Source organism: Kosakonia sp. S57 (assembly GCF_016516575.1).
Lineage (GTDB): Bacteria > Pseudomonadota > Gammaproteobacteria > Enterobacterales > Enterobacteriaceae > Kosakonia > Kosakonia cowanii.
Window position 1 is genome coordinate 32,404 of sequence record NZ_JACVUL010000030.1, and the last position, 24,741, is coordinate 57,144.

Consider the following 24,741-nt stretch of genomic DNA (forward strand, 5'->3'; position numbering starts at 1 on the left):
AATGACCCTGCCTTTATCAGGCCGCAATCTTACTAAATTTCTTAGTACAACAGAGCTACCCAACATCAAGGGTTGCAATTTCCTCACGCTATTTGATAAAACACATAATCCTAAGTTGATTTTTATCTCTTTATCACTAAAAATTAATTCCGATCGATTTTCATTTACCCGCACACGGAGTGACATCATGTCAGAAGCACTTAAATCGTTAAATAACATTCGCACCCTGCGAGTACAGGCGCGTGAAGTTACGCTCGAAACGCTGGAAGAAATGCTTGAAAAATTGTCCGTGGTTGTAGAAGAACGCCGCGAAGAAGAATCTTCTTTACGTAAAGAGCAGGAAGAGAAAGAAGCTAAACTGGCGGCATTCCGTCAGAAGTTGCTGGATGAAGGTATCGACCCAACCGAACTTTTATCCTCTTTGAAAGGTCAGGCGACTAAAACCAAATCTGTTCGCGCACCGCGTCCTGCTAAATATAAGTATATTGACGAAGACGGTACTGAAAAAAGCTGGACCGGCCAGGGCCGTACGCCGAAAGTCATCGCTAAGGCGCTGGAAGAAGGCAAAAAGCTGGAAGACTTCTCCATCTAAAAGGCAGGGCGATAATAATATCGCCCTCTTTTTTATCTGCTCTGCAACGTCCTCATCTCCTTTGCAAATACGGCATCACGCCAGTTTTTATCAGCATTGTGACAAATACCGCCTGTGCAGTTCTCCCGCTATCCCTGCCGTCAAAACGTTATATCGATAATGCAGAGCTCCGCTCACCGCTACGCGAGCGTGGTTTTTCGCTGGCACCTAATGAGCGCCAGGCTTCGCTATTGGTGATGATGATGGGCGTTACCGTGTCATAACCCTCAGCGGCAATAGCCAGCAGGTCGAATGTCATTAATAGTTGTCCCTGTTTTACCACCTCTCCCGTTTGTACCTCGACGCAAAAATATTTTCCCGCCAGCTGTACGGTATTAATCCCGACGTGAATCAGGATCTCTGCCCCGGCGTCCGAGCAGATGCGGATTGCATGCCTGCTGGCATATGTGCTGGCGATATAACCATCCACCGGTGAATAAACGCGTCCTTCATCGGGAATAATTGCGAAACCCGGCCCAACGCTGCCAGTAGAAAAGACCCCATCATTGACCTGGGCAAGTGAGATCACTTCACCTGAAACCGGGGCGATAATTTGCTCCGTAATATCAGAAACCGGTTTCGCGGCAGGTGGAGGACGCCTGACTACTATATTTTCCCGGTCCGGGGATTCACCCCAGTTCACCGGCAGCGAACTCTCCTCAATCCCTGTTAGCAGGATTAATCCCAGGCTGCCTACAAATGCGAGACTGCACGCAACAATATAGGTGATAAAGCCTTCGCCATAAAAAACCGGGATTGTCAGCAGCCCTGGGATTGCCATGGCGATAGCGGAATTTTTACCGTAGCCAACCATTGCGCCGCCAAAAGCCGCGACCACCAGCACGCATAAAAACATTTTCTTACGTTTTAACGTTACGCCATAAATAGCCGGTTCGCTGAGACCGAAAAGCGAAGGAATAATTGCGCTGCGGGTCAACGCTTTCAATTTACTGTTACGCGTACGCAGATTGACCGCCAGCAACATAGCGGAGCAGGCAAATATTGCCGGGCCGCACGCCGCCAGCAAAAAACTCTGCTCCATCACCGAAATATCATTAATAAAAAGCACAATAAATGCCTGGTGAAGACCGAACATCAGCAGCAGCGGCCAGGCGGCCGCCATTAGCGCGCAGGTAAAAATGGGGCTGACGTTATAAAGCGCGCTAAATAGCGCGCTAATGGCCTGGCTTATGCTTACTCCCACCGGAAAGAGGAGTAGTACGATTAGGGGGACGATAATAAACAGCAGGAAACAGGGCGTCACTATCGCGCGTTTTGCCGCGGCAACATAGCGATCGATGACCTGCTCAATGCGCGATATTAACCAGACGCCGACAATGACCGGGATCACCGCACCGCTACTGTTCATCGCCCTGAACGGTAGCCCTGGAAAAGCCTCTTGTTGCCCGCCTGCCGAAATCCCCATGCCCAGCGGCGAAAGAGAAGCGCCCGCCATCGCGACGGCAATAAAGAGATTGGCTTTAAATTTACGCGCGCAGAGGATAGCGAGAAATAGCGGCAGAAAGTTAAAAGGACTTTCGGCAATGGCAAATAGGGTCGCAGCGCGTTGTCTGCCGGGGTTTAACCAGCCGGCATCGACACACATAATGAGAATGCCTTTCAGGATCCCTGCGGCCATCATGATCCCCAACAGCGGCATCGTTATATCGGCCAGACCATCGATCCATTTCATCAGTTGCGCGCAGCCCGCCCTTTCATGCTGCTCGACCTTTTTTACATCACTTCTTAAACCGCAACGCACGCTCAGGGCGTGGAACACTTTCGCCACGCGATTGCCAATCACGACCTGTAACCGATCGCCTTCACTCACGACGGTGAGCACGCCATCCAGCGCCCTGAGCTCCGCCAGTTTCACTTTGCGATTATCGATAACGGTGAATCGTAAGCGCGTCGCGCAGTGGATTACCGTTACGACGTTACTTTCGCCCCCCACCATCCGCAGAATATTGTCTGCCAGAACCGTGCTATTCATTCTTCTTCTTCCGTTTTATCAAACAACCTGAAACGTCGTTTGTCGCCGCTGTCCGTTGACGAGTGAGCAAAAGGGCCATCGCATGCAGCGACGACCGTTTATAGCGTAATAAGGGTTATGGCTTAAATCGGCTCGCTCAGCGTGGCGCCATTGCTGTGGATCACATCGCGATACCAGTAAAAGCTCTTCTTGCGCTGACGCCTCAGGCTACCGTTACCGCCATCGTCGCGATCGACGTAGATAAAGCCGTAGCGTTTTGACATCTGCCCCGTTCCGGCGCTGACCAGATCTATCGGCCCCCAGCAGGTGTAACCAAGCAGTTCAACACCATCTTCAATCGCCTCGCGAATCTCTACCAGGTGGGCGTGAAGATAGTGAATGCGATAGTCATCCTCAATCGATCCATTCAGCTCCGGCACATCTTTCGCACCAAGGCCGTTCTCCGCGATAAAGAGCGGCTTGCGGTAGCGATCGTAGAGTTCGTTGAGCAGAAAACGCAGACCCTTCGGGTCGATCTGCCACCCCCACTCCGACGCAGAGAGAAAGGGGTTGGGGATCATATTGAGGAGCGTGCCATGACCGCGTTGATAGAGGTCGGGCCTGGCCGCTGCGCAGCCGCTCATGTAATAGCTGAAGGAGATAAAATCGACGGTCTCTTTAAGATCTTCCCTGTCCTGCGGTGTCACATGCAGCGTGATGCCATTTTCACGAAAATAGCGCGCAATCCACGCCGGGTACTCCCCCCGCGCCTGAACATCGCCGAAGAAAAGCCATTCGCGGTTCTCCTGCTGCGCTTGCAAAAGATCCTCCGGTTTACAGCTGATGGGGTAGCGCACCGCCCCCAACAGCATGCAGCCAATCTTCGCCTCCGCAATAATTTCATGACAGGCTTTCACGGCCCGCGCACTGGCGACCAATTGATGATGAAGCGCCTGATAAATCTCCTGCTTGCTGCGCTCTCCCATCAGGCCGGCGCCGGTAAAAGGGGCGTGTAGCGCCATATTGATCTCGTTAAAGGTGAGCCAATATTTCACTTTATGACGATAACGGGTAAATACCGTGCGGGCGTAACGTTCAAAAAAATCGATAACCTGCCGGCTGCTCCAGCCGTCATATTTTTTCACCAGACCAAAGGGCATTTCATAATGTGAAAGAGTGATCAGCGGCTGAATACCATACTGTGCCATCTCATCGAAAAGCCGATCGTAGAACGCCAGCCCCTCTTCGTTCGGCTCCGTTTCATCACCATTGGGGTATATTCGTGCCCAGGCAATCGAGGTGCGCAGGATGGTAAATCCCATTTCAGCGAAGAGTTTTATGTCCTGCGGGTAACGGTGGTAAAAATCGATGGCAATATCTTTGAGGTTGCCGTTTGTGCCCGGGCGCACTGCAATTTCGCCATCGATTCCCTGAGGTTGCAGATCGGCGGTTGAAACCCCTTTCCCCCCCTTATTCCATGCCCCCTCGATCTGGTTGGCGGCGACCGCTCCCCCCCATAAAAACCCGTCGGGAAATACCATTTTCATCGCTCTCTCTCCTTGTTGTCATAGCGCCTCGACGCGGAACGTCGAACGACAGGCGAAAAAAAACCTGATTCCCTTAACGCCAGGCAGGCATTAAGGGGATCAGGTTTCGCTCGGTTTATTGATGACGATCCGGGTGGACTTTTATAACGAATCCCATTATCTGGCTCAAGCGCTCAAAACGGGAAATGTGATGATAATCAAGGATGACGGGGAGAGGAAAATCACGATAAATTGATGAAGACGCCCATTCGGGCTGCTTCATCAATGCGGGGCTAAAGCGTTAATCTGCTTCTAACGCATCCTGAATCGCATCGGCAAGCGTAGCGACTTCCTGCGAGACATTACGTAAATCCATCTGGCTGCGAATACCGGAATTTGCCGTTGTTGCAGAGACAGCCGCTTTCGAAATTTCCAGTGCTGCCTGTACGGCCAGTAACCGTTTTCTGTTTTCCAGCGCGTCATTACCGGTCGCGCCATCAAGATCAAAATATCCTTCTAACACTGTTTGCTCCTCAGATTTCATTTCCAGTGGTCGGATATAACACCATCAGGTGCAGCAGGATGCAATCACATCCCTTTAAGATGTGAATAAAAGTGCCGCCTGGCGATTAAAGAGGTAAAAAAAAGCCGCTCGGGAAGAGCGGCGCAGAAACAGTATCAGGGTTAATAGGGGTTAATGATGATAGCTATTCAAATCATAGCGTTATATTAAAAACCTTGCTTAACATTGGGATTTATCCTGGAGGCGCCTGAGCGGCTAAGTTATTAGTTAAGATAATGATATCGAGCTATGCGCAGCAGAATCGTGTATGGTTGCCGGCCATTCATCAGGAAAAAATCTATGTCACAACGCAAAGATGCCAAAAGCCGCCGTAACTACCTCGTAAAATGTTCCTGCCCTCACTGCTCACAACATTCCGAACACAGTTTCTCCCGCGTCCAGAAAGGGGCAATGTTAATGTGCCCGCACTGCAGCAAAATTTTCCATCAAGATAAGAACGCTCTCGCTCAGGCAACAAGCTGAGTGCGCTATCACCTTCGGTGATAGAAATAAGGCCCGCATGGGCGGGCCTTAGCATCTGATTAAAAAAACGTCACGATTATGCCTGGTGCTCAATCACCTTCTGACTATTATCAATAGCGATTTTGCGTGGTTTTTCACTCTCCGGGATCTCCTGATAAATGGAGACCTCCAGAATGCCGCTCTCTAATTTCGCGTTGCTCACTTTGGCATGATCGGGCAGCGAGAAGCTCAGGCGGAAATCCGCGCGGCGTATGCCTTTATAGATCCACCCCTGCTCTTCCTCGGAAGCCTCTTCACTGCGCTTACCGGAAATATGCAGGTTGCCCCCTACCGTCTCGATTTCCAGCTCCTCCTCCTTCCAGCCAGGCACGCTGACATGCAACAGGTAGTTGTTGGCATCAACTTTTTTCAGATCGTAAGCAGGTGTCGCCGCCACAGGCGTGTTGCCGGTGAGCTGGCTAAAAAGCGAATCAATACGGTTAAAGCGATCGGCAAAAAGCGAATCTGAAAAGCCAGGGAGTGCTGACAAGGTTCTGAGTGCCATAAGTTAACCTCCTGAATAATCAATTCAAAAGCTCAAGTTAAAGGCAAGCCTTGCTTGTCCGCTAATAAAAATAATGCCATCGGCACGTTTTTCAAGAGTGGGTAAAAAATTTTTTTTTGCGGCTGTGCAGTGTGCAGAAGAAGCGGTGGGAAGAGGAGTACACGATGCCGGGATCGGCGGGAAGATGGTACGCCCTACAGGGTTCGAACCTGTGACCTACGGCTTAGAAGGCCGTTGCTCTATCCAGCTGAGCTAAGGGCGCATTGCGCGAATGCCACCACCTTTACGGTGGAAACGCCTGGAATTATACGGTGAGCACCAGGTGAGTCAATGTATTTTAGGCTGGTTGCCTGCGAAGTGAACGCGCCTGCGCGTTTTCCCGGCAATCCGCCAGTTTATGCGCCGTTACGCCTACGTCCCCGCCTTAACCCTGCCCACTTCTTGGGAAATGTCGCAGATGGCTTTAAGTATCTGTACCTGTTTCTGCATGAATCAGATTGTAAAAATGTTGCTCTTAACAGGGCATAAAACAGGACATGCAGCGTGGGTTTGCTGCTGACAAAGCCTCAATGGACAGGGCGTTTTAGCCGAAAAATAAAATACGTTGGCGAGGGAAAAATGCGAAAACGTATCCGTAGAGAAAAACATCGCAGCGATAAACCGACACATCGGGTTCTACCTTACCGGGGCGCAACGCCTCCCCTTTTCGATACGCTGGAACAACTCGTTCAGCAGCTCAATTTCGCACTACCGGAATATATGATTAGCCAGACGCTAATCTCCACCGATCACTACTTGAGTTATGCCTGGCGCAGTTGCCTCTTCTCCGGTAAACGCAATGCGGTCTTTCCATCGCTTGAGATGGCAAATCATCAGCTTTGCGAACCCTATCTGTCGCACTTAATTGTCGATATGGAGACGCTGACTACCTCCCGGCTGGAGGCGCTGGAAACCCTGCGGCAGCCCAACTTATGTAATCGCGGTCTGCATATCTATCTCTTAACGTCAAAAGACGATCCGGCGCAAATGAGCTTTCTGCGCGCAGCGGGCCCTTTTCATGTTATTGCCCGCGATCTCTCCGTTGTTCCGTTCCGCCAGGCGCTGTTGGTGCCTCCTGAAAGAAGTATTCACGCTCCGCTCTTTCCGGCCACAGAGTGGAAAATTCTCTCTTCTCTGGCGCGAGGATTAACCATGAAACGCATCGCACGACAACTCAACCTTCCCTATCACCGCGTTGTTTACCGACTCAATACCCAACTTAAGCTGCTTGGCCTTCCCGATCGACAGAGTCTTATTCATCTCCTGCATCGTCTGACCCTTAACAGGCATCACCAGACGCTATGAATAAAACCACTCTTCATCTTGCCTTCGGGGTAAAAAGAGAGAAGAACGCGCAGTTCGGCAGTAATTTTTTCACAAGACAATAACAATTCAAACTAATCCTGGAACCAGAGAGAGCGCCTGGCTTTCTCTGGTATCCGCTCTCCACAATGCTTTACCCACTCAGGCCACGAATAATGTGCCACTCATCTTCTTAACACGCTGAAAACAATCAGTTTGTTATTTTGTTTTGCTCGCCGTAAAAATGATAATTCACTAAAACAATAAAAATTGATAACAGATAGATTCAAATATCTTTTATGCTCTTTTACTCTTCAGGATTTCCTGTCGGCAAATAACTCACGCTAACTCATAAGACCTCTCCATACATATTTACCAGGTATAATTGATCTAGCGCATTAACTCGCACGCCATTTCTCTTGCGTTAATACGGAATAGATTATTTCTCCCCTTCGCAGTCTGCGAGGGGAAATAGTCTGGCAGACACCAGGATGCTACCGGTTTTCCCATGAAAATTATCTTCGTCACAGAAAACGTCAACGGCAATTACTCTTCTTAACGTCTGTGGCACACCTGCGTAGACGAGGCATAAAAAACAATCAGAGGCTAAAAAAGATGAAACCGGCTTCCGTCATTATTATGGATGAACATCCTATCGTCAGGATGTCGATAGAAGTTCTGTTACAGAAAAGCCAGAATGTAAAAGTCGTTCTGAAAACAGATGACAGCCGCAGCGCGCTTGATTTTATTCGCGCTAATAAAGTTGATCTGGTTATTCTGGATATTGAATTACCGAAGACTGATGGCTTTACTTTATTGAGAAAAATCAAAGCAGTACGCGAAGACGTTAACGTGCTTTTTCTCTCTTCAAAATCAGAGTCGTTTTATGCCGCACGTGCAATCCGCGCAGGCGCGAATGGTTTCGTCAGTAAAAGAAAAGATCTCAACGATATTTATAATGCGGTAAAGATGATTCTTGCCGGATACTCTTTCTTTCCTTCCGAAACGCTCAATTACATTAATCACCCTGGCAAACGTAAAGGGGAAACGCGGGATATGCCGCTCTCTAATCGCGAAGTTACGGTATTACGCTACCTGGCTAACGGTTTTTCGAACAAAGAGATTGCGGAACAATTGATTCTCAGCAACAAAACCATCAGCGCCCATAAATCAAATATCTTCTCTAAACTGGGCGTTCATACCATCGTTGAGCTGATTGATTATGCCAAGGCGCATGAACTCTTATAAAAAAGGCCGCAACAGCTGCGGCCTTTTATAAACACTCGCGTAAAAAGAAAGCTTAATAATAATTAATGGTAAACGTGGCATCTGATTTAGCAATGCCAGGCGTAGGGTTATTCACCAGCGCAATGTAATTGGCAAAGAACTGCAAAAGCGAATTGCCATTACCATCCACGCTAATAGCCTGGCTGGGTGCCTCAAGATCTAAAGGCGACAGATCGTGGTCGCGCAGTTGGATCGCCACCTGATGTGCCATCTTATCGTCGCTGAGCGCTAACCATGCAGGGTTGCTGGCGGCTTTTCCCGAAAAGGTTATCGAAACACTTCCCGGCGGGCACCCCTTCAGTTTCAACGAAAAGGCGACCGGGGTGGTGATACTCCCTGCCATTTGCAACTTCCTGACCGGCCAGCGTCCTAACGAAACGGTTTTGTGGTTATCGCTGCTTTCCACCGCACATCCGGCGTGAATAACCCTCGCGCGCAGTTCAATGTTGCTTTGCGCAGCGGCAACATTGATCCCGCAGCCGAGCAGCAAGAAAAAGTGTAAAAACCGGGGCATTACGGCTCCTTAATTATATTCCACGCGTAAAAATCCGCGGGCGCTGAAGGGCCCCTCTGCCGGTTTCTTGCCGGTAACGCTAACGGGCCAGGCACGAATACCGACCTGTGCCGCAGCATTCTTATCGAGCTGAAGCGGGATAACACTGAAGATATTATTGGGCATAAAAGGCTGGCCCGATTCATTGGCGACCACAAAGCCCAGATCCGGATTATCTGAGAGCAGAATGTGGTTGTCCGACTTCTCCGCTTCGAGCCGCACCGAGATGTGCGCCCGGGCGTGAACGTTGGTACAGCTGATTGAAACCGTCTGGCTTTGCGGCGTCACACCACGCGGACGATTCCCCGCGCCGGCCTCGCTAAACAGTGCGGCGCGAATATCACCAAAATCAAACTCCACCACCTGCCCGGCATTCACCTCGCAGCGCTGCGGCACTTCCACCACGCCGCCAAGGCTAATGGTATAGACCGGCGTGATCAGCGGATCGTTTACCCCGGTGGTGACATAAACGGTAAAAAGAGTCTGCTGCGGGATAGTCACCCGGTTCATAAAACGCTCGGTCACCCGAAGCTTGAGCAGCAGCTGCGAGTCCATCACGCCAAATGGGCGATGCTTCGCCACATTTGGCTCCTGCCCCATGCGGATATAGTTACCCGGTGGATAAAACTCACCGGCGTAGCTATCGCTGATGCGCATTGCCGCCTGTAAATGCGGGGAGATTTGCAGATAACGGTACCCGTGCGCAGTAAATTCCACCGGGAAACGGGTCACATAACTGCGGTAGGTATGGGTTTGTCGGGTTCCCGCCGGGCAGATTGCCCGTACGCCGATCCACGCTGATTTCTCCGATCGCATAACCACTTTATTAAGCTGGTTACTGTTGCTATCGAAGCTGTCCGACAAATCGTAACTAATATCTGTAGGGGTGCCTTTGGCGTTGTAACAACTGGCGGCGAAGGCCTGCGTTGCCGCAAGCCATAACACGCCGGCAAAAATCGGTCGCATCGCGTTATCCTTTACTGACACAGTGTGCACTGGCGAGGGTGATGGGCTGCTGCAGGCTGGCTTCCGGCAAGGTATACGGGGCGAAGCAGCGTTCGTGATCGCGCTCCCCCCACTGCACCAGTAACTCTCCACGCAGCGGTAATCCGCTTAAAAAGATCTGTCCCTCCTCGCCCACCATGCTGCTGACGCCGCTGCCGCGTTCAGTGACCAGCGAGCCAAAAGGAACCGCGCGGTCGCCGCGCATGACAGTAAGCAGCGCACGCACACCAATGCGGGTGGTGAAGCTGGCGCGCACTAATGCCCCCTGGGTAGGCACGACGCTGCCGACATTACTCTCAATATCGGTGTGATCGCTGAGCGTAGCCGTATCGAGCGCAACGCGGTTATGGCGATAAACGGTGGCATAAGGTACGACGGCATAACCGCGCCAGTCGGTCGTAATTGTGGGCTGATTCTCAATGCGTACCCCCTGCGCGCCCGGTGCTTTTATCAGCACATTGGTATCGCCAAGCGGCTGGGCAAACGTGAGGCCATCGGCATGGGCTACCGCGCCGCCACCGAACTGCCAGTTATAGTCGCGCTGCTGTTTATCGTAGTTGTAGCCGAGATTAAGCCTGCCCCATGCTGCCTGCCAGTGAGCATTGGCACTGCCGTTATACCCGCGGGAATTACTGCTCCCCTGATTGAGGTTGTAGCTGAGGTTGCCCTCCTCCAGTAGTGTCCCGCCAATGCCGGTCTGCCAGCTGGACTGCCCGCTGCTGCTGCGGTTGAAGTTGGCGCTGGCATAGACGTTTTGCGCCGCACTGCCACCCGCCCCAAATCCCAGGGCGCTAAAGGGAACCGAGATATTGAGCGCTGCGATACGTTCCGCCCGCCTGTCGCCGGAAGCGTAGCTCCACGACCATGACAGGGCGTAGCTCATCCCTCGCCAGCCATCGGCATAGCCAAGCTGCAACCAGCGCCGGCTACGCGATTTATCCCAATAGGTCTGCTGCATGCCGGAGAGATAGAGCGATCCATAATCGGTGAAGCTATGCGTGACATTGGCCTGCAAGCGCCGCTTTTTGTTCGCGCTCTCTTCGCCTGATGGTTTTACTTCGCCGACGGCGTTTTCGCGGGCCGGATACGCCACCTCGTCCAGCGTATGAAAACCGCGCGTCGAGTAGCGCCATGCCAGAAACTGAAAGTGTGTGCCGAGTTGATTGAGGGATTTGGCGTACATAAAGCGCAGCGACTCACCCTGCTCTTTGTGGTCGCGGGCAAGGCGGCTGCGCGCATGGGTAAGATCGAGTGAGAGCGCCCCCAGATCGCCCAGATTCACGCCTGCACCGCTGGCAAACGCCGTGTAATCGCTGGCAAGCTGGGTACCCGCGTAAAGGGTATAACCATGCGCCAGACCGGCCACGATCGTCCCCTGCGTAAAAAAGGGCGAAGCATACTGACGGTTGCCGCTGCGATAGCGCCCGGCTACCACATCATATTTGATACGTCCTTCACGCTGCAGCAGCGGTAACGTCGAATAGGGCACGCTATAACGCTGTTCGCTGCCATCTTTCTCCTCCAGCACAACGTCAAGATCGCCGCTGGAGGAGGTCGGATTGAGATCGGTGATGGTAAAAGGCCCGGCGGCAACCGTGCTTTGATAGATAACATAGCCATTCTGGCGAATGGTGAGTCTCGCCGGCGTTCGTGCAATGCCGCGTACGGTGGGCGCATAGCCCTGCTGGCTATCGGGGTACATGGCGTCCGCTGAAAAGAGGCGCAGGCCGCGAAAACCAATGCTATCAAACAGTGCATTCTGCGTATTGCTGTCCCCCATCACCAGCTCGCTTTTCAGCGGTACAACCGTCCGCTGTAACCAGCTGGCAATGTTTTCCCAGCGTCGGTTGCCGGTGCCTGCGTTGCGCAGGGCACCACTGTTACGTAGCCGCCAGGGGCCATAATTCAGCCCGCTCTGCAGAGTCACAAAATAGCTGTCGCGCTGCGTGCCATGGTTACCGCTAAAGCTGTAATTAAACAACGCGGCGGGAATGCCTTCATCCCATGATTCCGGCGGGATGTAGTCGCGGGCGTGAAGATGCATTGAGGCCTGCGGCAGGCCGATATCGAGCCGCATCGTTGAAAAGGTAAAGGCAGTTTGTGCCCCGGGGATAGCCTGGCTTATATCAATACAGTCGCGATCTCGCTGAAGCTTCATTGCAGGAAATGCAGCCATATTGACCCCAAGGCGCGCTAATAGCGCTTCTGAGAAACAGGGCGTTAACCCGCCCGATGCTTCACCAGCAGCGCTGTTGGCCTCACGCTCAAAGCGGATATCCTGTGTGGTAATAAATTCATCGTTGCGCCAGATATCGACGCGGTAACTGCCCGGGCGCTGAAACCCTTTTTCCAGCAGCGACAAATCAGCGACCGAGCCGGGATCGTCAGATAAGAAAGCCGGATTGAAGTAGCGTTCAGCATAGAGATCCAGCGGGCATAGCGCGGCCAGCATGGGGAGCGCAAACCGGCGCGGAGGATATTTTATGGTCATAAATGTTTACCACTCGCCCGTCTAACGCAGGCTAACCGTTCTTACTGCCGTAACGGCACCGTAGTCATTGACTGTCTGAAAAGTGAGATCGCCCCGGGCATCGGGCGGCAACGCCACCTGCGTACTCTTTTTTGGCGCAACCATGACGTTGTTTAACTTCCGCTGGTTGATATGCACATTCACCAGCGAAATATAGTAAGGCGACTTATTGGTGATCTTCAGCATGTCCCCTTCGTGGGCAAAGCTCAGCGCCGCCGGGGCATCTCTTGCCGGATCGACGAGGGTTGAGGGGCGCACAAAGAGCTTGATGCGGGACAAAATCGCCAGATGCAGCACGTTTTTGCCCGCCATGCTCTCCTTATCCACCGAGGGGATCGCTTTAACATTGAGCCAGAACAGCGATTCCCGATCGCCGGGCAGCGGTGGGCCGACATAAATAATTCGTAACGTATTTTCACTGTTCGGTTCACTAACGAATAATGGCGGGGTGACAGCAAATGTTTTTACTCTCTGCCCCTGCTCATTTTCAACCCATGAATTAATTAAAAAACGGGATTTCTTGTCACTATTATTCACCGCGAGAGAAGTCTGTTTCGCCTCGGCCGGATATATAACACGCGTGGCACCTAAAGAAATCCCACCTTCCGCATTTACGGCACTGGAAATAATAAATATAGCCGCAATACCCATTCGTAATAAATTCTGCATGGTCAACTTTCTTGTAATAAGAATATTCAAGACAAAATAAACAGATGTCCACAAGAACTCATCCCTGAGAGTGTAGCCTCCTGTCCCCCATTCCTTATTCGTACTTCATAATAAACATCGTGTCAGCATTGGCCGAACCCGGCGTCACTTCTGCCGAGGTTGCTTTATAGCGGGCGGCGAACTGCAACGTATTGCTTCCGGTCGCCAGGTTTTGCGCAACAGAGTAAGTTGCACCGTCGGGTTTCAGCTTTTGGGAGTTACTGTCGAGGATCTCAATAGCCACCCCTTTCGCGCTGCCGCCGCTGTCGCCCGCAGTGAGCGCTAACAACGTCGGATCGACATCATCAGCCTTGCCTGCGAAAGCGACAGATGCCTGCGTGGCAACGCTGCGATCGCAGTCATTTACCGTGAGTGTAAACGGCACCAGAGGCGTCGTATCACCGACATTGCTAAACAAGGTCGTATGATATTGGCCCATGGCAACGGTCTGGGTGTTTGACTGCACGCTAATTGCGCAGGCAAGTTGTACCAGTTCACCTTCAAAATGAATATTACCACCCGGAATAACGACTGGCCCGCGGGCCTGCGCTACACCGGATAACAGCATCATGCTCGCTGCAAGCGAAATAACTATGGGTCTGGTGTTCATATCATATCCTTATAATTAGTCTGGCGATGTTCATCATCCTGTTGAATTTCGCCGATGACTGAAGGCATTAACTGCCCGAAAGATATTCTCGTCCATGAAAATATTACGAAGTACTCCTCATTCGTATGCCCCCCAGGTCAAGCAAAACGAATTAAAGTTATGTAATTATCATTATTTCTTGCTGCGCTATTAAATTATCCCTGTCGCAAATTTTTAAATAGACACAAATGCTGCATTTCCCCTAAGTGGTTTCTTAAGAAGAGCTAAGAAACAGCCCTGCCATATTTTATTGAGGGCTTATGAAATAGCGGCGAATACCGCATAGACGCAGGCTTAACCTTACGTTTCCTAGGGGTGATGAGTTGTTTCTTTTTTGTTAATTCATGAACGGAACCCTCTGCCTCCTCCAGGCTGGCCAGTGAAATCCGCAAACGGTAACTGACAGCGCGGCGTGCTTCTGACAGAATAGCGCGCATCCCCTTTAGGCAATTTAACAGATGGATCTTCTCTCTGATGGCAGCAAAAATTATTGATGGTAAAACGATTGCGCAGCAGGTGCGCTCTGAGGTTGCTGAAAAAGTTCGTGCCCGCGTTGCCGCCGGTTTTCGCGCGCCCGGTCTGGCCGTCGTTTTGGTTGGCAGCAACCCGGCCTCACAAATTTATGTCGGCAGTAAACGCAAAGCGTGCGAGGAGGTAGGTTTTATCTCCCGCTCTTACGATTTGCCGGAAACCACCAGCGAAGCCGAGCTGCTGGGGCTGATTGATAAGCTTAATGCCGACAGCGCAATCGATGGCATTCTGGTACAGCTGCCGCTGCCTGCGGGCATCGACAACGTTAAAGTGCTTGAGCGTATCGCGCCCGATAAAGACGTAGACGGCTTTCACCCTTACAATGTCGGACGTCTGTGTCAGCGTGCACCGCGTCTGCGTCCCTGCACGCCGCGCGGGATCGTCACCCTGCTTGAGCGTTACAACATCGACACTTTCGGTCTGAACGCCGTGGTGATTGGCGCGTCGAACATTGTTGGCCGCCCGATGAGTATGGAGCTGCTGCTGGCCGGCTGCACCACCACCGTAACGCACCGCTTTACTAAAAACCTGCGCCACCATGTGGAAAACGCCGATCTGCTGATCGTCGCGGTGGGCAAACCGGGCTTTATTCCCGGCGAGTGGATTAAAGAGGGCGCGATTGTTGTCGATGTCGGTATTAACCGGCTGGAAAACGGCAAAGTAGTGGGTGATGTGGTGTTTGAAGAGGCCGCTGCGCGTGCCGCTTACATTACGCCTGTTCCCGGCGGCGTCGGTCCAATGACCGTGGCAACCCTGATCCAGAACACGCTGCAGGCGTGTGAAGAATATCACGATGTAAAAGGCAATTAAGATGGCAACATTTTCTCTTGGTAAACACCCGCACGTTGAGCTGTGCGATCTGCTGAAACTGGAAGGCTGGAGCGAGAGCGGCGCGCAAGCGAAGATCGTTATCGCCGACGGTTATGTGAAGGTCGACGGCGTGGTTGAAACGCGTAAGCGTTGCAAAATTGTCGCCGGGCAAACCGTGACCTTCGACGGGCAGAGCGTCACCGTCACCGCGTAACCTCCTGTGCCCGATGGCGCTGCGCTTATCGGGCCTACGATCTCCCATGATGATCCGATCCGCGTAGGCCGGATAAGGCGCAGCCGCCATCCGGCAATGCTTATCCAATGCCCCTTCACCGATAACGGTCAATTACCGATCAACCTCAAAGAATCACCAATTCCTCTGGCTGAACACCAAATTTCTGTTGCGGCGTTTTAAGAGTTATCTCACGATAAGTAGAACGTTCTACTAAAACGTTCTACTAACAAAAATAACGCGCAAAACGCGCAACTTCGGGGGAAGTCAGCATGAGTCTGATATCTGGATTTGTTAAATCGCTCTCTAAATTGTCGATGATTGGTCGCGCCTTAATGCTGCCTATCTCGCTGCTACCCGCTGCGGGCCTGTTACTGGCCTTCGGCGATAAATTCCACCTGCCGTTAATGATGAACGCCGGTGGCGTTATCTTTGACAACCTGCCCATGCTCTTCGCCATCGGCTCTGCGGTTGGTCTGGCCTCGGAATCGGGCATCGCTGCCCTCTCGGCGGCGGTCTCGGTATTTATCACCAACATTACTATCGGCACCATGCTCGGCATTACGCCGGAGATGGCCTCCCAGGGCGGCAAATATGCGATGGTGGTCGGCATCCCGACCTTACAGATGGGCGTCTTTGGCGGGCTTATCTGCGGTATCCTCGCCGCCTGGTGCTACAACCGCTTCCATACTTTGCAGTTGCCGGAGTTTCTCGGCTTCTTCTCCGGTAAGCGTTTTGTCGCTATCGCCACCGCCTTTCTGTCGTTCTTGCTCGGCCTGCTGCTGCCCTATGTCTGGCAACATATTCAGGCCGGTATTGATGCGCTGTCGGTGGTGGTCAACGGCGATAACCAGGCGGCATCGACCTTTATCTTCGGTCTGGTCGAACGCGCGCTGATCCCGCTGGGCCTGCACCACATCTGGTACCCTTCGTTCTGGTACTCATTTGGCGATTACACCACTCAGGCAGGCCAGGTGATCCATGGCGATCAGACAATCTGGTTCAAAATGCTGGAAGAGGGTGTGAAATCCTTCAGCAGCGACAGCTACCACGACGCCGGTAAGTTTATGCAGGGCGAGTTCCCGCTGATGCTGTTTGCGCTGCCAGCGGCCTGTCTGGCGATGTACCACGAAGCGCATACGCGTAACAAAAAGATCGCTTTCGGTATTCTCTTCTCCGCCGCGCTGACCTGCTTCCTGACGGGCATCACCGAGCCGGTTGAGTTCACCTTTATCTTTGTGGCCCCGATCCTCTACGTCTTTAACGCCATCATGGCGGGCCTGGCCTATATGTCGATGTATCTGCTGCATGCCCACATCGCCAAATCCTTCTCCGCAGGCTTTATCGATTATCTGTCGTTTGGCATCCTGCCGTCGTTTAACGGCTATCAAACCAACTACCTTAACGCAGTGATTGTCGGTATCCCGATGGCGGTGATCTACTACTTCACCTTCCGCTTTGTGATCCGTCGTTTTGATGTCAAAACCCCGGGGCGCACGGACGTAACGGCGACGGCAGATGATAAAACCGACAGCGAGTTGGCCGGTGAAATCATTGGCCTGCTGGGCGGTGAGCAGAATATCGCCTCCGTCGGCTCCTGCATCACCCGTCTGCGTCTGGAAGTAGCCGATAGCAAGAGAGTGGATAAAGATGGGCTGAATAATCTTGGCGCGCGTGGCGTGGTGTTTGTCGGCGACAGCGGCATCCAGGTCATTTTTGGCGCAAGGGCACAATTTATTGCCCAGAGCATGTCCACACAGATCGGCAAAGCATAAGATAACGGCCTGGCACGCACCGGCGTGTCAGGCCCGGCTGAACAGCGTAAACGACAGGGAGCAGCGTTGAAGAAAGTCAGCATTATTGATGTGGCAAAGCACGCGGGCGTCTCCGTTTCTACGGTCTCGCTGGTGCTGCGCCAGAAAGGGAAAATCTCCGACGCGACCATCGAAAAAGTGCAGGTAGCGATTGCCGCACTCGGGTATGTGCATAACGTCGCGGCGGCGAATCTGCGCGCCAACACCTCCAATCTTATCGGTCTTATCCTGCGCGACTTCAGCGACAGCTTCTCAATCAAAGTAATGGCCAGCATCGTGCAGGAGCTGGAAAAGCACGGCTTTATGGTCTTTCTCGGCCAGCCGCTGAATGATGGCGAGCACCTCGAGCGCAGCCTGCTCTCTTTTAAACAGCAGGGCGTGGCTGGCGTCATTTACCTCTCTTGCGATACGCGATCGCTCACCCTGCCCGCGCAACTGCAACAGTGCGCGCTGCCGCTGGTGGTGGTCTCGCAATCGCTGCTGGAGGAGCCCTGCGATCTGGTGATGCGTGATAACCGCCAGGCCGCCGCGCTGGCGACCCGCTACCTGATTGAACGCGGTCATCGCAATATTGCCTATATCGGCGGTATTGAGGGAGATGTAATCCGCCAGCAGCGGCTGCTCGGTTTTCGCCACGCCATGGCGCAGCACGGCCTGGTACTGCGCGACGGCGCGACGCCCGCCTGCCACGGCGACACGGAAGCCGCCAGCCGTGCGACTCGTCAGCTGCTGGAACAGCACAACACCATCACCGCCCTGCTCTGCCATTCACCCGATGCGATGATTGGCTCGATAAGCGGCATTCATCACACCGGGCGTACCGTCGGTAAAGATCTCTTTTTGACCCAGCAGGTGGCGCTGGTCGGCTTCGAGGATATGCTGCACATCAATCTCACCTCGCCAGCGTTTACCTATGTCTCCTCCGCCAGTGAAGAGAGCGGACGCCAGGCCGCCGGGCTAATGATGCGCAAGCTCAAAGAGCCGCAGTTACAGACGCAGCGCATAACCCTCTCCGGGCAGCTCATCGTGCGTGAATCCGCCTGACGCGCAAATCAGGCGTGAAAAGGGCGCGTTTTGGCTATAATCCCTTTTTTCTCAGGGAGATGCTTTATGCCAACTATCGTCACTCACGCTGCTGTCCCACTCTGTCTCGGGCTTGGGCTCGGCAGTAAAGTCATCCCTCGGGGTTTGCTGCTGGCGGGAATGGGACTTGCCATGCTGCCGGACGCCGATGTGCTGGCGTTTAAATTCGGCGTCGCTTACGGCGATGTTCTCGGCCACCGCGGTTTTACCCACTCCCTGCTCTTCGCCTTTGTCGTTCCGCTACTGGTCGCCTGGCTTGGGCATAAGCGCTTTAAGGCAAGCCTCGCGCGCTGTTGGGCATTTTTAACCCTCTCCCTGCTGTCGCACAGCCTGCTGGACTCCATCACTACCGGCGGGAAAGGGGTTGGCTGGCTCTGGCCCTGGTCTGATGAACGCTTTTTCGCGCCATGGCAGGTGATCAAAGTCGCGCCGTTCGCCCTGTCACGCTATACCACGCCCTACGGGCATCAGGTGATCCTCTCTGAGCTAATGTGGGTATGGCTGCCGGGCGTGGTGGTGATGGGTTTATTGTGGTGGCGCAGACGGTAAGGCCTGTAGAAAGAAAAAGCCGCCATCCGGCACAGTGCGGATGGCGGCTTCGATCAGCGGACAGCGCGAGCGGCTGTCCGTTTGGCGGGATTACTTACGGCGCCAGGTGGTGCCCTGCGGGCCATCTTCCAGCACGATGCCCATCTCGTTAAGGCGATCGCGCGCGGCATCGGCCGCTGCCCAATCCTTCGCTTTACGCGCATCCAGGCGCTGCTGAATAAGCTGCTCAATCTCTGCGATTTCGCCATCATCTGACTGCGCGCCGCCCTGCAGGAAGAGATCCGGGTTCTGCTCCAGCAGACCCAGCACGCCCGCGAGTTTACGCATATGCGACGCCAGCGCGTTTGCTGAATGAGCATCTTCCGTTTTCAGGCGGTTCACTTCACGCGCCATATCAAACAGCACCGAGTAGGCTTCCGGCGTGTTGAAGTCATCATCCATCGCTTCAATAAAGCGCGCTTCAAAAGCTTCGCCGCCCTCAGCCGCGACTGACGCATCGGTTCCGCGCAGCGCGGTGTAGAGACGCTCCAGCGCCGAGCGGGCCTGCTTGAGGTTCTCTTCGCTGTAGTTAAGCTGGCTGCGGTAGTGGCCGGACATCAGGAAGTAGCGAATGGTTTCCGCATCGTAATACTTCAGCACGTCGCGCACGGTAAAGAAGTTGCCCAGCGATTTTGACATCTTCTCGCGGTCAACCATCACCATACCGGAGTGCATCCAGTAGTTAACGTACTCGCCATCGTGGGCGCAGGTCGACTGGGCGATTTCGTTTTCATGGTGCGGGAACATCAGATCCGATCCGCCGCCGTGAATATCAAAATGCGACCCTAGCTGCTTGCAGTTCATCGCCGAGCACTCAATATGCCAGCCCGGACGCCCTTCGCCCCACGGCGACGGCCAACTCGGCTCGCCCGGCTTGGACATCTTCCACAGCACGAAATCCATCGGGTTGCGTTTGATATCTGCCACTTCAACGCGTGCACCTGCCTGCAGCTGGTCGAGATCCTGGCGCGAAAGCTGGCCGTAGTTCGGATCGCTCGGCACGGAGAACATCACATCGCCATTATCTGCCACGTAGGCGTGGCCGCGCGCCAGCAGGCTTTCGGTGATCTCAATGATTTCGTGAATATGGTGCGTCGCGCGCGGTTCGTTATCCGGGCGCAGAATATTTAGGGCGTCAAAATCGGTGTGCATTTCGGCGATCATGCGATCGACCAGCGCCACGAAATCTTCGCCGTTCTCATTGGCACGCTTGATGATCTTATCGTCGATATCGGTGATATTACGCACATACTTCAGCTTATAGCCGAGGAAGCGCAGGTAGCGGGCGACGACGTCAAAGGCTACGAAGGTACGGCCATGACCAATGTGACAGAGATCGTAAACAGTGATACCACACACGTACATGCCGACTTCCCCGGCATGGATAGGTTTGAATTCCTCTTTTTGGCGCGTCAGTGTATTAAAAATTTTTAACATCGAAGATTCCATGTAGACGTGTGTGGGCGTGAAAACCGTATATATTACCTGTAATTCAAACCCGAAGCAGCTCACTTTGCAAGGTGATCCAGCCTCGCGGTTATGCTATAACAAGCCACTATCTCTGACCCAAACGCGGGTCTACGCACCACACTATCAGAACAGGATGCAATAATGGTTACTTTCCACACTAATCACGGCGATATCGTAATCAAAACCTTTGATGACAAAGCGCCTGAAACAGTTAAAAACTTCCTGGACTACTGCCGTGAAGGTTTCTACAACAACACGATTTTCCACCGTGTGATTAACGGCTTTATGATTCAGGGCGGCGGTTTCGAACCGGGCATGAATCAGAAAGTCACGAAAGACGCGATCAAAAACGAAGCCAACAACGGCCTGAAAAACACCCGTGGCACGCTGGCTATGGCGCGTACCCAGGCTCCGCACTCCGCAACCGCACAGTTCTTCATCAACGTTGCGGACAACGACTTCCTGAACTTCAGCGGTGAAAACCTGCAGGGTTGGGGCTACTGCGTCTTCGCAGAAGTGGTTGAAGGTATGGACGTGGTCGACAAAATCAAAGCGGTCTCTACCGGTCGCAGCGGCATGCACCAGGACGTTCCGAAAGAAGATGTGATCATCGAAAGCGTGGACGTCAGCGAGTAATTCGTGGCAACACTCTTTATCGCAGATCTGCATCTGCACACTGAAGAACCGGCGATCACCGCCGGTTTTCTCCATTTTTTAGACGGCGTTGCCCGTGAGGCCGATGCGCTCTACATTCTGGGCGATCTGTTCGAAGCCTGGATCGGCGATGACGATCCCAACCCGCTGCACCAGCGCGTCGCAGCCGCCCTCCGCGCCCTTGTCGACAGCGGTGTCCCCTGCTATTTCATCCACGGCAACCGCGATTTTCTGCTCGGTAAACGCTTTGCCCGCGAAAGCGGTATGCAGCTTCTCCCGCAGGAAAAAGTACTCAATCTCTATGGTCGTAACGTGCTGATTATGCACGGCGACACGCTTTGCACCGACGATGCTGGCTACCAGGCCTTTCGCGCCAAAGTGCATCAGCCGTGGCTACAAACCCTGTTTCTCGCCCTGCCGCTGTTTATTCGCCACCGCGTGGCGGCAAAAATGCGCGCTGGCAGCCGTGCAGCCAACAGCAGCAAATCGCTGGCGATCATGGATGTCAACCAGCAGGCCGTAATTGAGGCGATGGAAAAGCATCGCGTCCAATGGCTGATCCACGGTCACACCCACCGCCCGGCCGTTCATCAACTGACCGCGAATGAGGCGCCCGCCTTTCGCGCCGTACTCGGTGCCTGGCACAGCGAAGGCTCAATGATCCGCGTCAGCGAAAGCGACGTTGAACTGGTGCAATTCCCTTTCTGAAACCCCAACTGGCTTACCCACGAATCAGGCAAACTTCATTGCGCAACCGTTTTCCTTGCCTTTTTTCCATGCTATTCTCTCTGCCCTCTGAAGTAGTCTGAAGCACACCCACAGGAGTTTTGAGACGCATGTCTTTAAGCAACCAACCGGCGCGCATCGCCATTGTTATGGGTTCTAAAAGCGATTGGGCCACCATGCAATTCGCTGCAGAAATCCTCGATACCCTGAATGTCCCGCACCACGTTGAAATCGTCTCTGCCCACCGTACGCCCGATAAACTGTTTAGCTTTGCTGAACAGGCGGAGCAAAACGGCTTTCAGGTGATTATCGCAGGCGCTGGCGGCGCGGCGCATCTGCCGGGCATGATTGCCGCCAAAACGCTGGTGCCGGTGCTGGGTGTGCCGGTACAAACCGCAGCCTTAAGCGGTGTCGACAGCCTCTACTCCATCGTGCAGATGCCGCGCGGTATTCCCGTCGGTACGCTGGCGATTGGTAAAGCGGGCGCGTCAAACGCGGCGCTGCTGGCCGCGCAGATCCTTGCCCAGCATGATGCAGAACTGCATCAGCGCCTGGCCGACTGGCGCCAGGGGCAGACGGATGAAGTGCTGGATAACCCGGATCCACGGGGTGCGGCATGAAACAGGTCTGCATATTAGGCAACGGCCAGCTTGGGCGCATGCTGCGCCAGGCGGGCGAGCCGTTAAGCATTGCCGTCTGGCCGGTCGGGCTGGACGACGCGCCGGAAGCGGTGCCGTTTCAGCAGAGCGTGATTACCGCCGAGATTGAGCGCTGGCCGGAAACCGCGTTAACCCGCGAGCTGGCGCGCCATCCGGCGTTTGTGAACCGCGACGTTTTCCCGGTGATTGCCGATCGCTTCACGCAAAAACAGCTGTTCGACAAACTTAACCTTGCCACCGCGCCGTGGCAGCTGCTGGCCGATAAAAGCGAGTGGCCAGGCGTGTTCGAGCGCCTGGGCGAACTGGCGATCGTGAAACGCCGCGTTGGCGGTTACGACGGTCGCGGCCAGTGGCGTTTACGCGCAGCCGATATCGATCAGCTGCCCGAGGAGTGCTACGGCGAGTGCATCGTTGAGCAGGGGATCAACTTCTCCGGCGAAGTGTCGCTAGTCGGTGCCCGCGCCCACGATGGCAGCACCGTTTTTTATCCGCTGACCCACAACCTGCATCAGGACGGCATTCTGCGCACCAGCGTGGTCTTCCCGCAGCCGAATGCTAAACAGCAGCAGCAGGCGGAAGCGATGCTGTCGGCGATCATGCATGAGCTGAATTATGTCGGCGTAATGGCAATGGAGTGTTTCGTTACCCCTGGCGGTCTACTGATCAATGAGCTGGCACCGCGCGTGCACAACAGCGGTCACTGGACGCAAAATGGTGCCTCGATCAGCCAGTTTGAGCTGCATCTGCGCGCGATAGTCGATTTACCCCTGCCGCCGCCGGTGGTCAACAGCCCGTCGGTGATGATCAACCTGATCGGCAGCGATCTTAACTACGACTGGCTGAAGCTGCCGCTGGTGCATCTGCACTGGTATGACAAAGAGGTGCGCGCCGGGCGCAAAGTGGGCCATCTCAACCTGAATGACAGCGATACAGGCCGCCTCAGCGCGACGCTGGAAGCGCTGGTGCCGTTACTGCCACCCGAGTATGCCAGCGGCATTGCCTGGGCGCAGTCGAAGCTGTAAGGGTCACAGCTGCCGGATGGCGGCTTGCGCCTTATCCGGCCTACATTGCATGACACCGACGGGTTTTGTAGGCGTGATAAGCGAAGCGCCATCAGGCAAAATTCCCCCACACCCGACACATTCCGGCGTAAAATCGGCACCAGTTTTTGCAGAAGGACGCCCGATGAACGACGCCACCGATTATCTCGCCATCCTGCGGGATAACACGCCCCTTATTGATCTCCGCGCCCCGGTTGAATTTACCAAAGGCGCGATGCCCGCCGCCATCAACCTGCCGCTGATGAACGACAGCGAACGCGCTGCCGTCGGCACCTGCTATAAACGCGACGGTGCAGAAGCCGCGCTGAAGCTCGGCCACAAACTGGTTAATGGCGATACCCGCGAGCAGCGAATTGCGGCGTGGGTCGCAGCCCATAAAAACTCGCCACAAGCCCTGCTCTGCTGCGCGCGCGGCGGCCAGCGCTCGCATATTGTGCAGCAGTGGCTGCGCGAGCGGAAGATTGATCTACCTCTGGTCGCAGGCGGCTATAAAGCACTGCGCCAGGCGGCAATTGAGGCGACGCAGGCGCGCATTCAGCGCCCGCTACTGCTGGTGGGCGGCTGTACCGGCAGCGGCAAAACCCTGCTGGTGCGCGAGCACCCTAACGGAATCGATCTGGAGGGGCTTGCCCACCATCGCGGTTCGTCGTTTGGCCGCACTGCCCAGGCGCAGCACGCGCAGGCGACGTTTGAAAACCACCTGGCGGCCGCGCTGCTAAAAGTGTCGCCGCCGTTCTGGCTGCTGGAGGATGAAGGCCGGGCGATTGGCGCAAACCATCTGCCCGAAGCTCTGCGCGAGCGTATGGCGCAATCGCCGCTGGTGATTGTCGACGATCCGTTTGAGTTGCGCCTTGAGCGGCTGCGCGAGGAGTATTTTGTGCAGACCCTGCAGGCTTTTATTGACCGTGACGGTGAAGAGGCAGGATGGGAGACTTACGCGGAGTATCTGCGCCACGGGCTGTTTGCCATTCGCCGCCGGCTCGGTTTACAGCGCTATGACCAACTGACTGTCCATCTGGAGGCGGCGCTGGCTGAGCAGCGAAGCCGCGGCACCACAGAGGCGCATTTCGCCTGGCTCGCCCCGTTGCTGGAGGTCTATTACGATCCGATGTATCGCTACCAGCTGGAGAAACGCGCGCCGATCGTCCATCTTCGCGGCACATTCAAAGAGGTTTCTGCCTGGCTGGCAGCACAGTAAAGCGTGCCGGATGGCGCTAACGCTTATCCGGCCTACATATCGTGATGCCAATAGGTTTTGTAGGCCTGATAAGCGAAGCGCCATCAGGCATGTGCCGCACCGAACTCAATTGCCGGATGGCGGC

Annotated in this window: 24 protein-coding genes and 1 tRNA gene; 14 read left to right on the forward strand and 11 right to left on the reverse strand. The window is 54.1% G+C overall.

Annotated features, from left to right (window positions below; translation table 11 throughout):
- Positions 1–187 precede the first annotated feature (187 nt).
- A complete protein-coding gene (locus IAE48_RS22175) occupies positions 188–592 on the forward strand; it encodes an H-NS family nucleoid-associated regulatory protein (RefSeq protein ID WP_023479043.1) in 405 nt (134 codons plus the stop codon).
- 148 nt (positions 593–740) lie between these two features.
- On the opposite strand, the gene IAE48_RS22180 is transcribed toward IAE48_RS22175, so the two are convergent.
- The 3 genes from IAE48_RS22180 to IAE48_RS22190 form a co-directional block, all read right to left on the reverse strand.
- Positions 741–2,624, reverse strand: a complete 1,884-nt coding sequence (locus IAE48_RS22180) for a glucose PTS transporter subunit IIA (protein ID WP_200135608.1) — start codon at positions 2,622–2,624, stop codon at positions 741–743.
- 122 nt (positions 2,625–2,746) lie between these two features.
- The gene (locus IAE48_RS22185; RefSeq protein ID WP_200135609.1) at positions 2,747–4,150 is read right to left on the reverse strand and encodes a glycoside hydrolase family 1 protein; all 1,404 of its coding nucleotides are present in this window, start codon (positions 4,148–4,150) and stop codon (positions 2,747–2,749) included.
- A 280-nt stretch (positions 4,151–4,430) separates the two neighbouring features.
- The gene (locus IAE48_RS22190; RefSeq protein ID WP_023479079.1) at positions 4,431–4,652 is read right to left on the reverse strand and encodes a hypothetical protein; all 222 of its coding nucleotides are present in this window, start codon (positions 4,650–4,652) and stop codon (positions 4,431–4,433) included.
- Between the two features lie 288 nt (positions 4,653–4,940).
- Here IAE48_RS22190 and IAE48_RS24185 point away from each other — a divergent pair, with 288 nt between their 5' ends.
- On the forward strand, positions 4,941–5,174 hold the full coding sequence (locus IAE48_RS24185; RefSeq protein ID WP_308810495.1) for a YnfU family zinc-binding protein: 234 nt from the start codon (positions 4,941–4,943) through the stop codon (positions 5,172–5,174).
- A 76-nt stretch (positions 5,175–5,250) separates the two neighbouring features.
- Here IAE48_RS24185 and IAE48_RS22195 read toward each other — a convergent pair whose 3' ends face one another.
- Both IAE48_RS22195 and IAE48_RS22200 read right to left on the reverse strand, forming a co-directional pair.
- The gene (locus tag IAE48_RS22195) at positions 5,251–5,718 is read right to left on the reverse strand and encodes an Hsp20 family protein (RefSeq protein WP_200135610.1); all 468 of its coding nucleotides are present in this window, start codon (positions 5,716–5,718) and stop codon (positions 5,251–5,253) included.
- Between the two features lie 185 nt (positions 5,719–5,903).
- A tRNA-Arg gene (locus IAE48_RS22200) sits at positions 5,904–5,980 on the reverse strand.
- Between the two features lie 356 nt (positions 5,981–6,336).
- On the opposite strand from IAE48_RS22200, the gene IAE48_RS22205 reads away from it, so the two are divergent.
- Together IAE48_RS22205 and fimZ are read left to right on the forward strand one after the other, a co-directional pair.
- Positions 6,337–7,062, forward strand: coding sequence for a response regulator transcription factor (locus IAE48_RS22205; protein ID WP_042717839.1), 726 nt, complete (start codon positions 6,337–6,339; stop codon positions 7,060–7,062).
- A gap of 612 nt (positions 7,063–7,674) precedes the next feature.
- Entirely contained in the window at positions 7,675–8,307 is a 633-nt protein-coding gene (gene fimZ / locus IAE48_RS22210) for a fimbria biosynthesis transcriptional regulator FimZ (protein ID WP_042717797.1), read from the forward strand.
- Between the two features lie 52 nt (positions 8,308–8,359).
- Here fimZ and sfmF read toward each other — a convergent pair whose 3' ends face one another.
- From sfmF to fimA, 5 genes are all read right to left on the reverse strand, one after another.
- A complete protein-coding gene (sfmF, locus tag IAE48_RS22215) occupies positions 8,360–8,860 on the reverse strand; it encodes a fimbria assembly protein (protein WP_094419578.1) in 501 nt (166 codons plus the stop codon).
- A 9-nt stretch (positions 8,861–8,869) separates the two neighbouring features.
- Positions 8,870–9,865: a type 1 fimbria D-mannose specific adhesin FimH gene (gene fimH, locus IAE48_RS22220; RefSeq protein WP_200135611.1), complete on the reverse strand. Its 996-nt coding sequence runs from the start codon at positions 9,863–9,865 to the stop codon at positions 8,870–8,872.
- Between the two features lie 4 nt (positions 9,866–9,869).
- On the reverse strand, positions 9,870–12,395 hold the full coding sequence (gene fimD / locus IAE48_RS22225; protein WP_200135612.1) for an outer membrane usher protein FimD: 2,526 nt from the start codon (positions 12,393–12,395) through the stop codon (positions 9,870–9,872).
- 21 nt (positions 12,396–12,416) lie between these two features.
- Entirely contained in the window at positions 12,417–13,103 is a 687-nt protein-coding gene (gene fimC, locus IAE48_RS22230) for a type 1 fimbria chaperone FimC (protein WP_200135613.1), read from the reverse strand.
- Between the two features lie 94 nt (positions 13,104–13,197).
- Positions 13,198–13,752: a type 1 fimbrial major subunit FimA gene (fimA, locus tag IAE48_RS22235; RefSeq protein WP_200135614.1), complete on the reverse strand. Its 555-nt coding sequence runs from the start codon at positions 13,750–13,752 to the stop codon at positions 13,198–13,200.
- Positions 13,753–14,265: 513 nt separating this feature from the next.
- Here fimA and folD point away from each other — a divergent pair.
- From folD to IAE48_RS22260, 5 genes are all read left to right on the forward strand, one after another.
- Positions 14,266–15,132, forward strand: coding sequence for a bifunctional methylenetetrahydrofolate dehydrogenase/methenyltetrahydrofolate cyclohydrolase FolD (gene folD, locus IAE48_RS22240; protein ID WP_042717786.1), 867 nt, complete (start codon positions 14,266–14,268; stop codon positions 15,130–15,132).
- Between the two features lies 1 nt (position 15,133).
- Positions 15,134–15,346 (forward strand): ribosome-associated protein YbcJ, encoded by a 213-nt coding sequence (gene ybcJ / locus IAE48_RS22245; RefSeq protein ID WP_023479056.1) that lies wholly within the window; start codon positions 15,134–15,136, stop codon positions 15,344–15,346.
- Positions 15,347–15,636: 290 nt separating this feature from the next.
- The gene (locus IAE48_RS22250) at positions 15,637–17,139 is read left to right on the forward strand and encodes a PTS transporter subunit EIIC (RefSeq protein ID WP_128483459.1); all 1,503 of its coding nucleotides are present in this window, start codon (positions 15,637–15,639) and stop codon (positions 17,137–17,139) included.
- 66 nt (positions 17,140–17,205) lie between these two features.
- A complete protein-coding gene (locus IAE48_RS22255; protein WP_023479039.1) occupies positions 17,206–18,222 on the forward strand; it encodes a substrate-binding domain-containing protein in 1,017 nt (338 codons plus the stop codon).
- A gap of 66 nt (positions 18,223–18,288) precedes the next feature.
- Positions 18,289–18,810 carry a metal-dependent hydrolase gene (locus IAE48_RS22260; protein ID WP_124969296.1) on the forward strand — a complete coding sequence of 174 codons (522 nt, stop codon included), beginning with the start codon at positions 18,289–18,291 and terminating at the stop codon, positions 18,808–18,810.
- Between the two features lie 90 nt (positions 18,811–18,900).
- Here IAE48_RS22260 and cysS read toward each other — a convergent pair whose 3' ends face one another.
- Positions 18,901–20,286 (reverse strand): cysteine--tRNA ligase, encoded by a 1,386-nt coding sequence (gene cysS, locus IAE48_RS22265; RefSeq protein WP_200135615.1) that lies wholly within the window; start codon positions 20,284–20,286, stop codon positions 18,901–18,903.
- 174 nt (positions 20,287–20,460) lie between these two features.
- Between cysS and ppiB the strand changes: the two genes are divergently transcribed.
- The 5 genes from ppiB to mnmH all read left to right on the forward strand — a co-directional run bounded on the left by ppiB (position 20,461) and on the right by mnmH (position 24,617).
- Positions 20,461–20,955: a peptidylprolyl isomerase B gene (gene ppiB / locus IAE48_RS22270; protein WP_023479044.1), complete on the forward strand. Its 495-nt coding sequence runs from the start codon at positions 20,461–20,463 to the stop codon at positions 20,953–20,955.
- Between the two features lie 3 nt (positions 20,956–20,958).
- Positions 20,959–21,681 carry a UDP-2,3-diacylglucosamine diphosphatase gene (lpxH, locus tag IAE48_RS22275; protein WP_200135616.1) on the forward strand — a complete coding sequence of 241 codons (723 nt, stop codon included), beginning with the start codon at positions 20,959–20,961 and terminating at the stop codon, positions 21,679–21,681.
- 128 nt (positions 21,682–21,809) lie between these two features.
- Positions 21,810–22,319: a 5-(carboxyamino)imidazole ribonucleotide mutase gene (gene purE, locus IAE48_RS22280; RefSeq protein ID WP_094419569.1), complete on the forward strand. Its 510-nt coding sequence runs from the start codon at positions 21,810–21,812 to the stop codon at positions 22,317–22,319.
- Complete coding sequence (gene purK / locus IAE48_RS22285) at positions 22,316–23,380, forward strand: 5-(carboxyamino)imidazole ribonucleotide synthase (RefSeq protein WP_200135617.1); 1,065 nt, start codon at positions 22,316–22,318, stop codon at positions 23,378–23,380. The genes purE and purK overlap by 4 nt, the downstream gene beginning before the upstream one ends.
- Before the next feature lie 163 nt (positions 23,381–23,543).
- Positions 23,544–24,617: a tRNA 2-selenouridine(34) synthase MnmH gene (mnmH, locus tag IAE48_RS22290; protein ID WP_200135618.1), complete on the forward strand. Its 1,074-nt coding sequence runs from the start codon at positions 23,544–23,546 to the stop codon at positions 24,615–24,617.
- Positions 24,618–24,741: the final 124 nt, after the last annotated feature.

Bases quoted from the DNA above. Each gene is read 5' to 3' on its own strand.
- IAE48_RS22175 (WP_023479043.1), top strand. From the start codon at position 188: ATGTCAGAAGCACTTAAATCGTTAAATAACATTCGCACCCTGCGAGTA.
- IAE48_RS22180 (WP_200135608.1), bottom strand. From the start codon at position 2,624: ATGAATAGCACGGTTCTGGCAGACAATATTCTGCGGATGGTGGGGGGC.
- IAE48_RS22185 (WP_200135609.1), bottom strand. From the start codon at position 4,150: ATGAAAATGGTATTTCCCGACGGGTTTTTATGGGGGGGAGCGGTCGCC.
- IAE48_RS24185 (WP_308810495.1), top strand. From the start codon at position 4,941: ATGCGCAGCAGAATCGTGTATGGTTGCCGGCCATTCATCAGGAAAAAA.
- IAE48_RS22195 (WP_200135610.1), bottom strand. From the start codon at position 5,718: ATGGCACTCAGAACCTTGTCAGCACTCCCTGGCTTTTCAGATTCGCTT.
- IAE48_RS22205 (WP_042717839.1), top strand. From the start codon at position 6,337: ATGCGAAAACGTATCCGTAGAGAAAAACATCGCAGCGATAAACCGACA.
- fimZ (WP_042717797.1), top strand. From the start codon at position 7,675: ATGAAACCGGCTTCCGTCATTATTATGGATGAACATCCTATCGTCAGG.
- sfmF (WP_094419578.1), bottom strand. From the start codon at position 8,860: ATGCCCCGGTTTTTACACTTTTTCTTGCTGCTCGGCTGCGGGATCAAT.
- fimH (WP_200135611.1), bottom strand. From the start codon at position 9,865: ATGCGACCGATTTTTGCCGGCGTGTTATGGCTTGCGGCAACGCAGGCC.
- fimD (WP_200135612.1), bottom strand. From the start codon at position 12,395: ATGACCATAAAATATCCTCCGCGCCGGTTTGCGCTCCCCATGCTGGCC.
- fimC (WP_200135613.1), bottom strand. From the start codon at position 13,103: ATGCAGAATTTATTACGAATGGGTATTGCGGCTATATTTATTATTTCC.
- fimA (WP_200135614.1), bottom strand. From the start codon at position 13,752: ATGAACACCAGACCCATAGTTATTTCGCTTGCAGCGAGCATGATGCTG.
- folD (WP_042717786.1), top strand. From the start codon at position 14,266: ATGGCAGCAAAAATTATTGATGGTAAAACGATTGCGCAGCAGGTGCGC.
- ybcJ (WP_023479056.1), top strand. From the start codon at position 15,134: ATGGCAACATTTTCTCTTGGTAAACACCCGCACGTTGAGCTGTGCGAT.
- IAE48_RS22250 (WP_128483459.1), top strand. From the start codon at position 15,637: ATGAGTCTGATATCTGGATTTGTTAAATCGCTCTCTAAATTGTCGATG.
- IAE48_RS22260 (WP_124969296.1), top strand. From the start codon at position 18,289: ATGCCAACTATCGTCACTCACGCTGCTGTCCCACTCTGTCTCGGGCTT.
- cysS (WP_200135615.1), bottom strand. From the start codon at position 20,286: ATGTTAAAAATTTTTAATACACTGACGCGCCAAAAAGAGGAATTCAAA.
- ppiB (WP_023479044.1), top strand. From the start codon at position 20,461: ATGGTTACTTTCCACACTAATCACGGCGATATCGTAATCAAAACCTTT.
- purE (WP_094419569.1), top strand. From the start codon at position 21,810: ATGTCTTTAAGCAACCAACCGGCGCGCATCGCCATTGTTATGGGTTCT.
- purK (WP_200135617.1), top strand. From the start codon at position 22,316: ATGAAACAGGTCTGCATATTAGGCAACGGCCAGCTTGGGCGCATGCTG.
- mnmH (WP_200135618.1), top strand. From the start codon at position 23,544: ATGAACGACGCCACCGATTATCTCGCCATCCTGCGGGATAACACGCCC.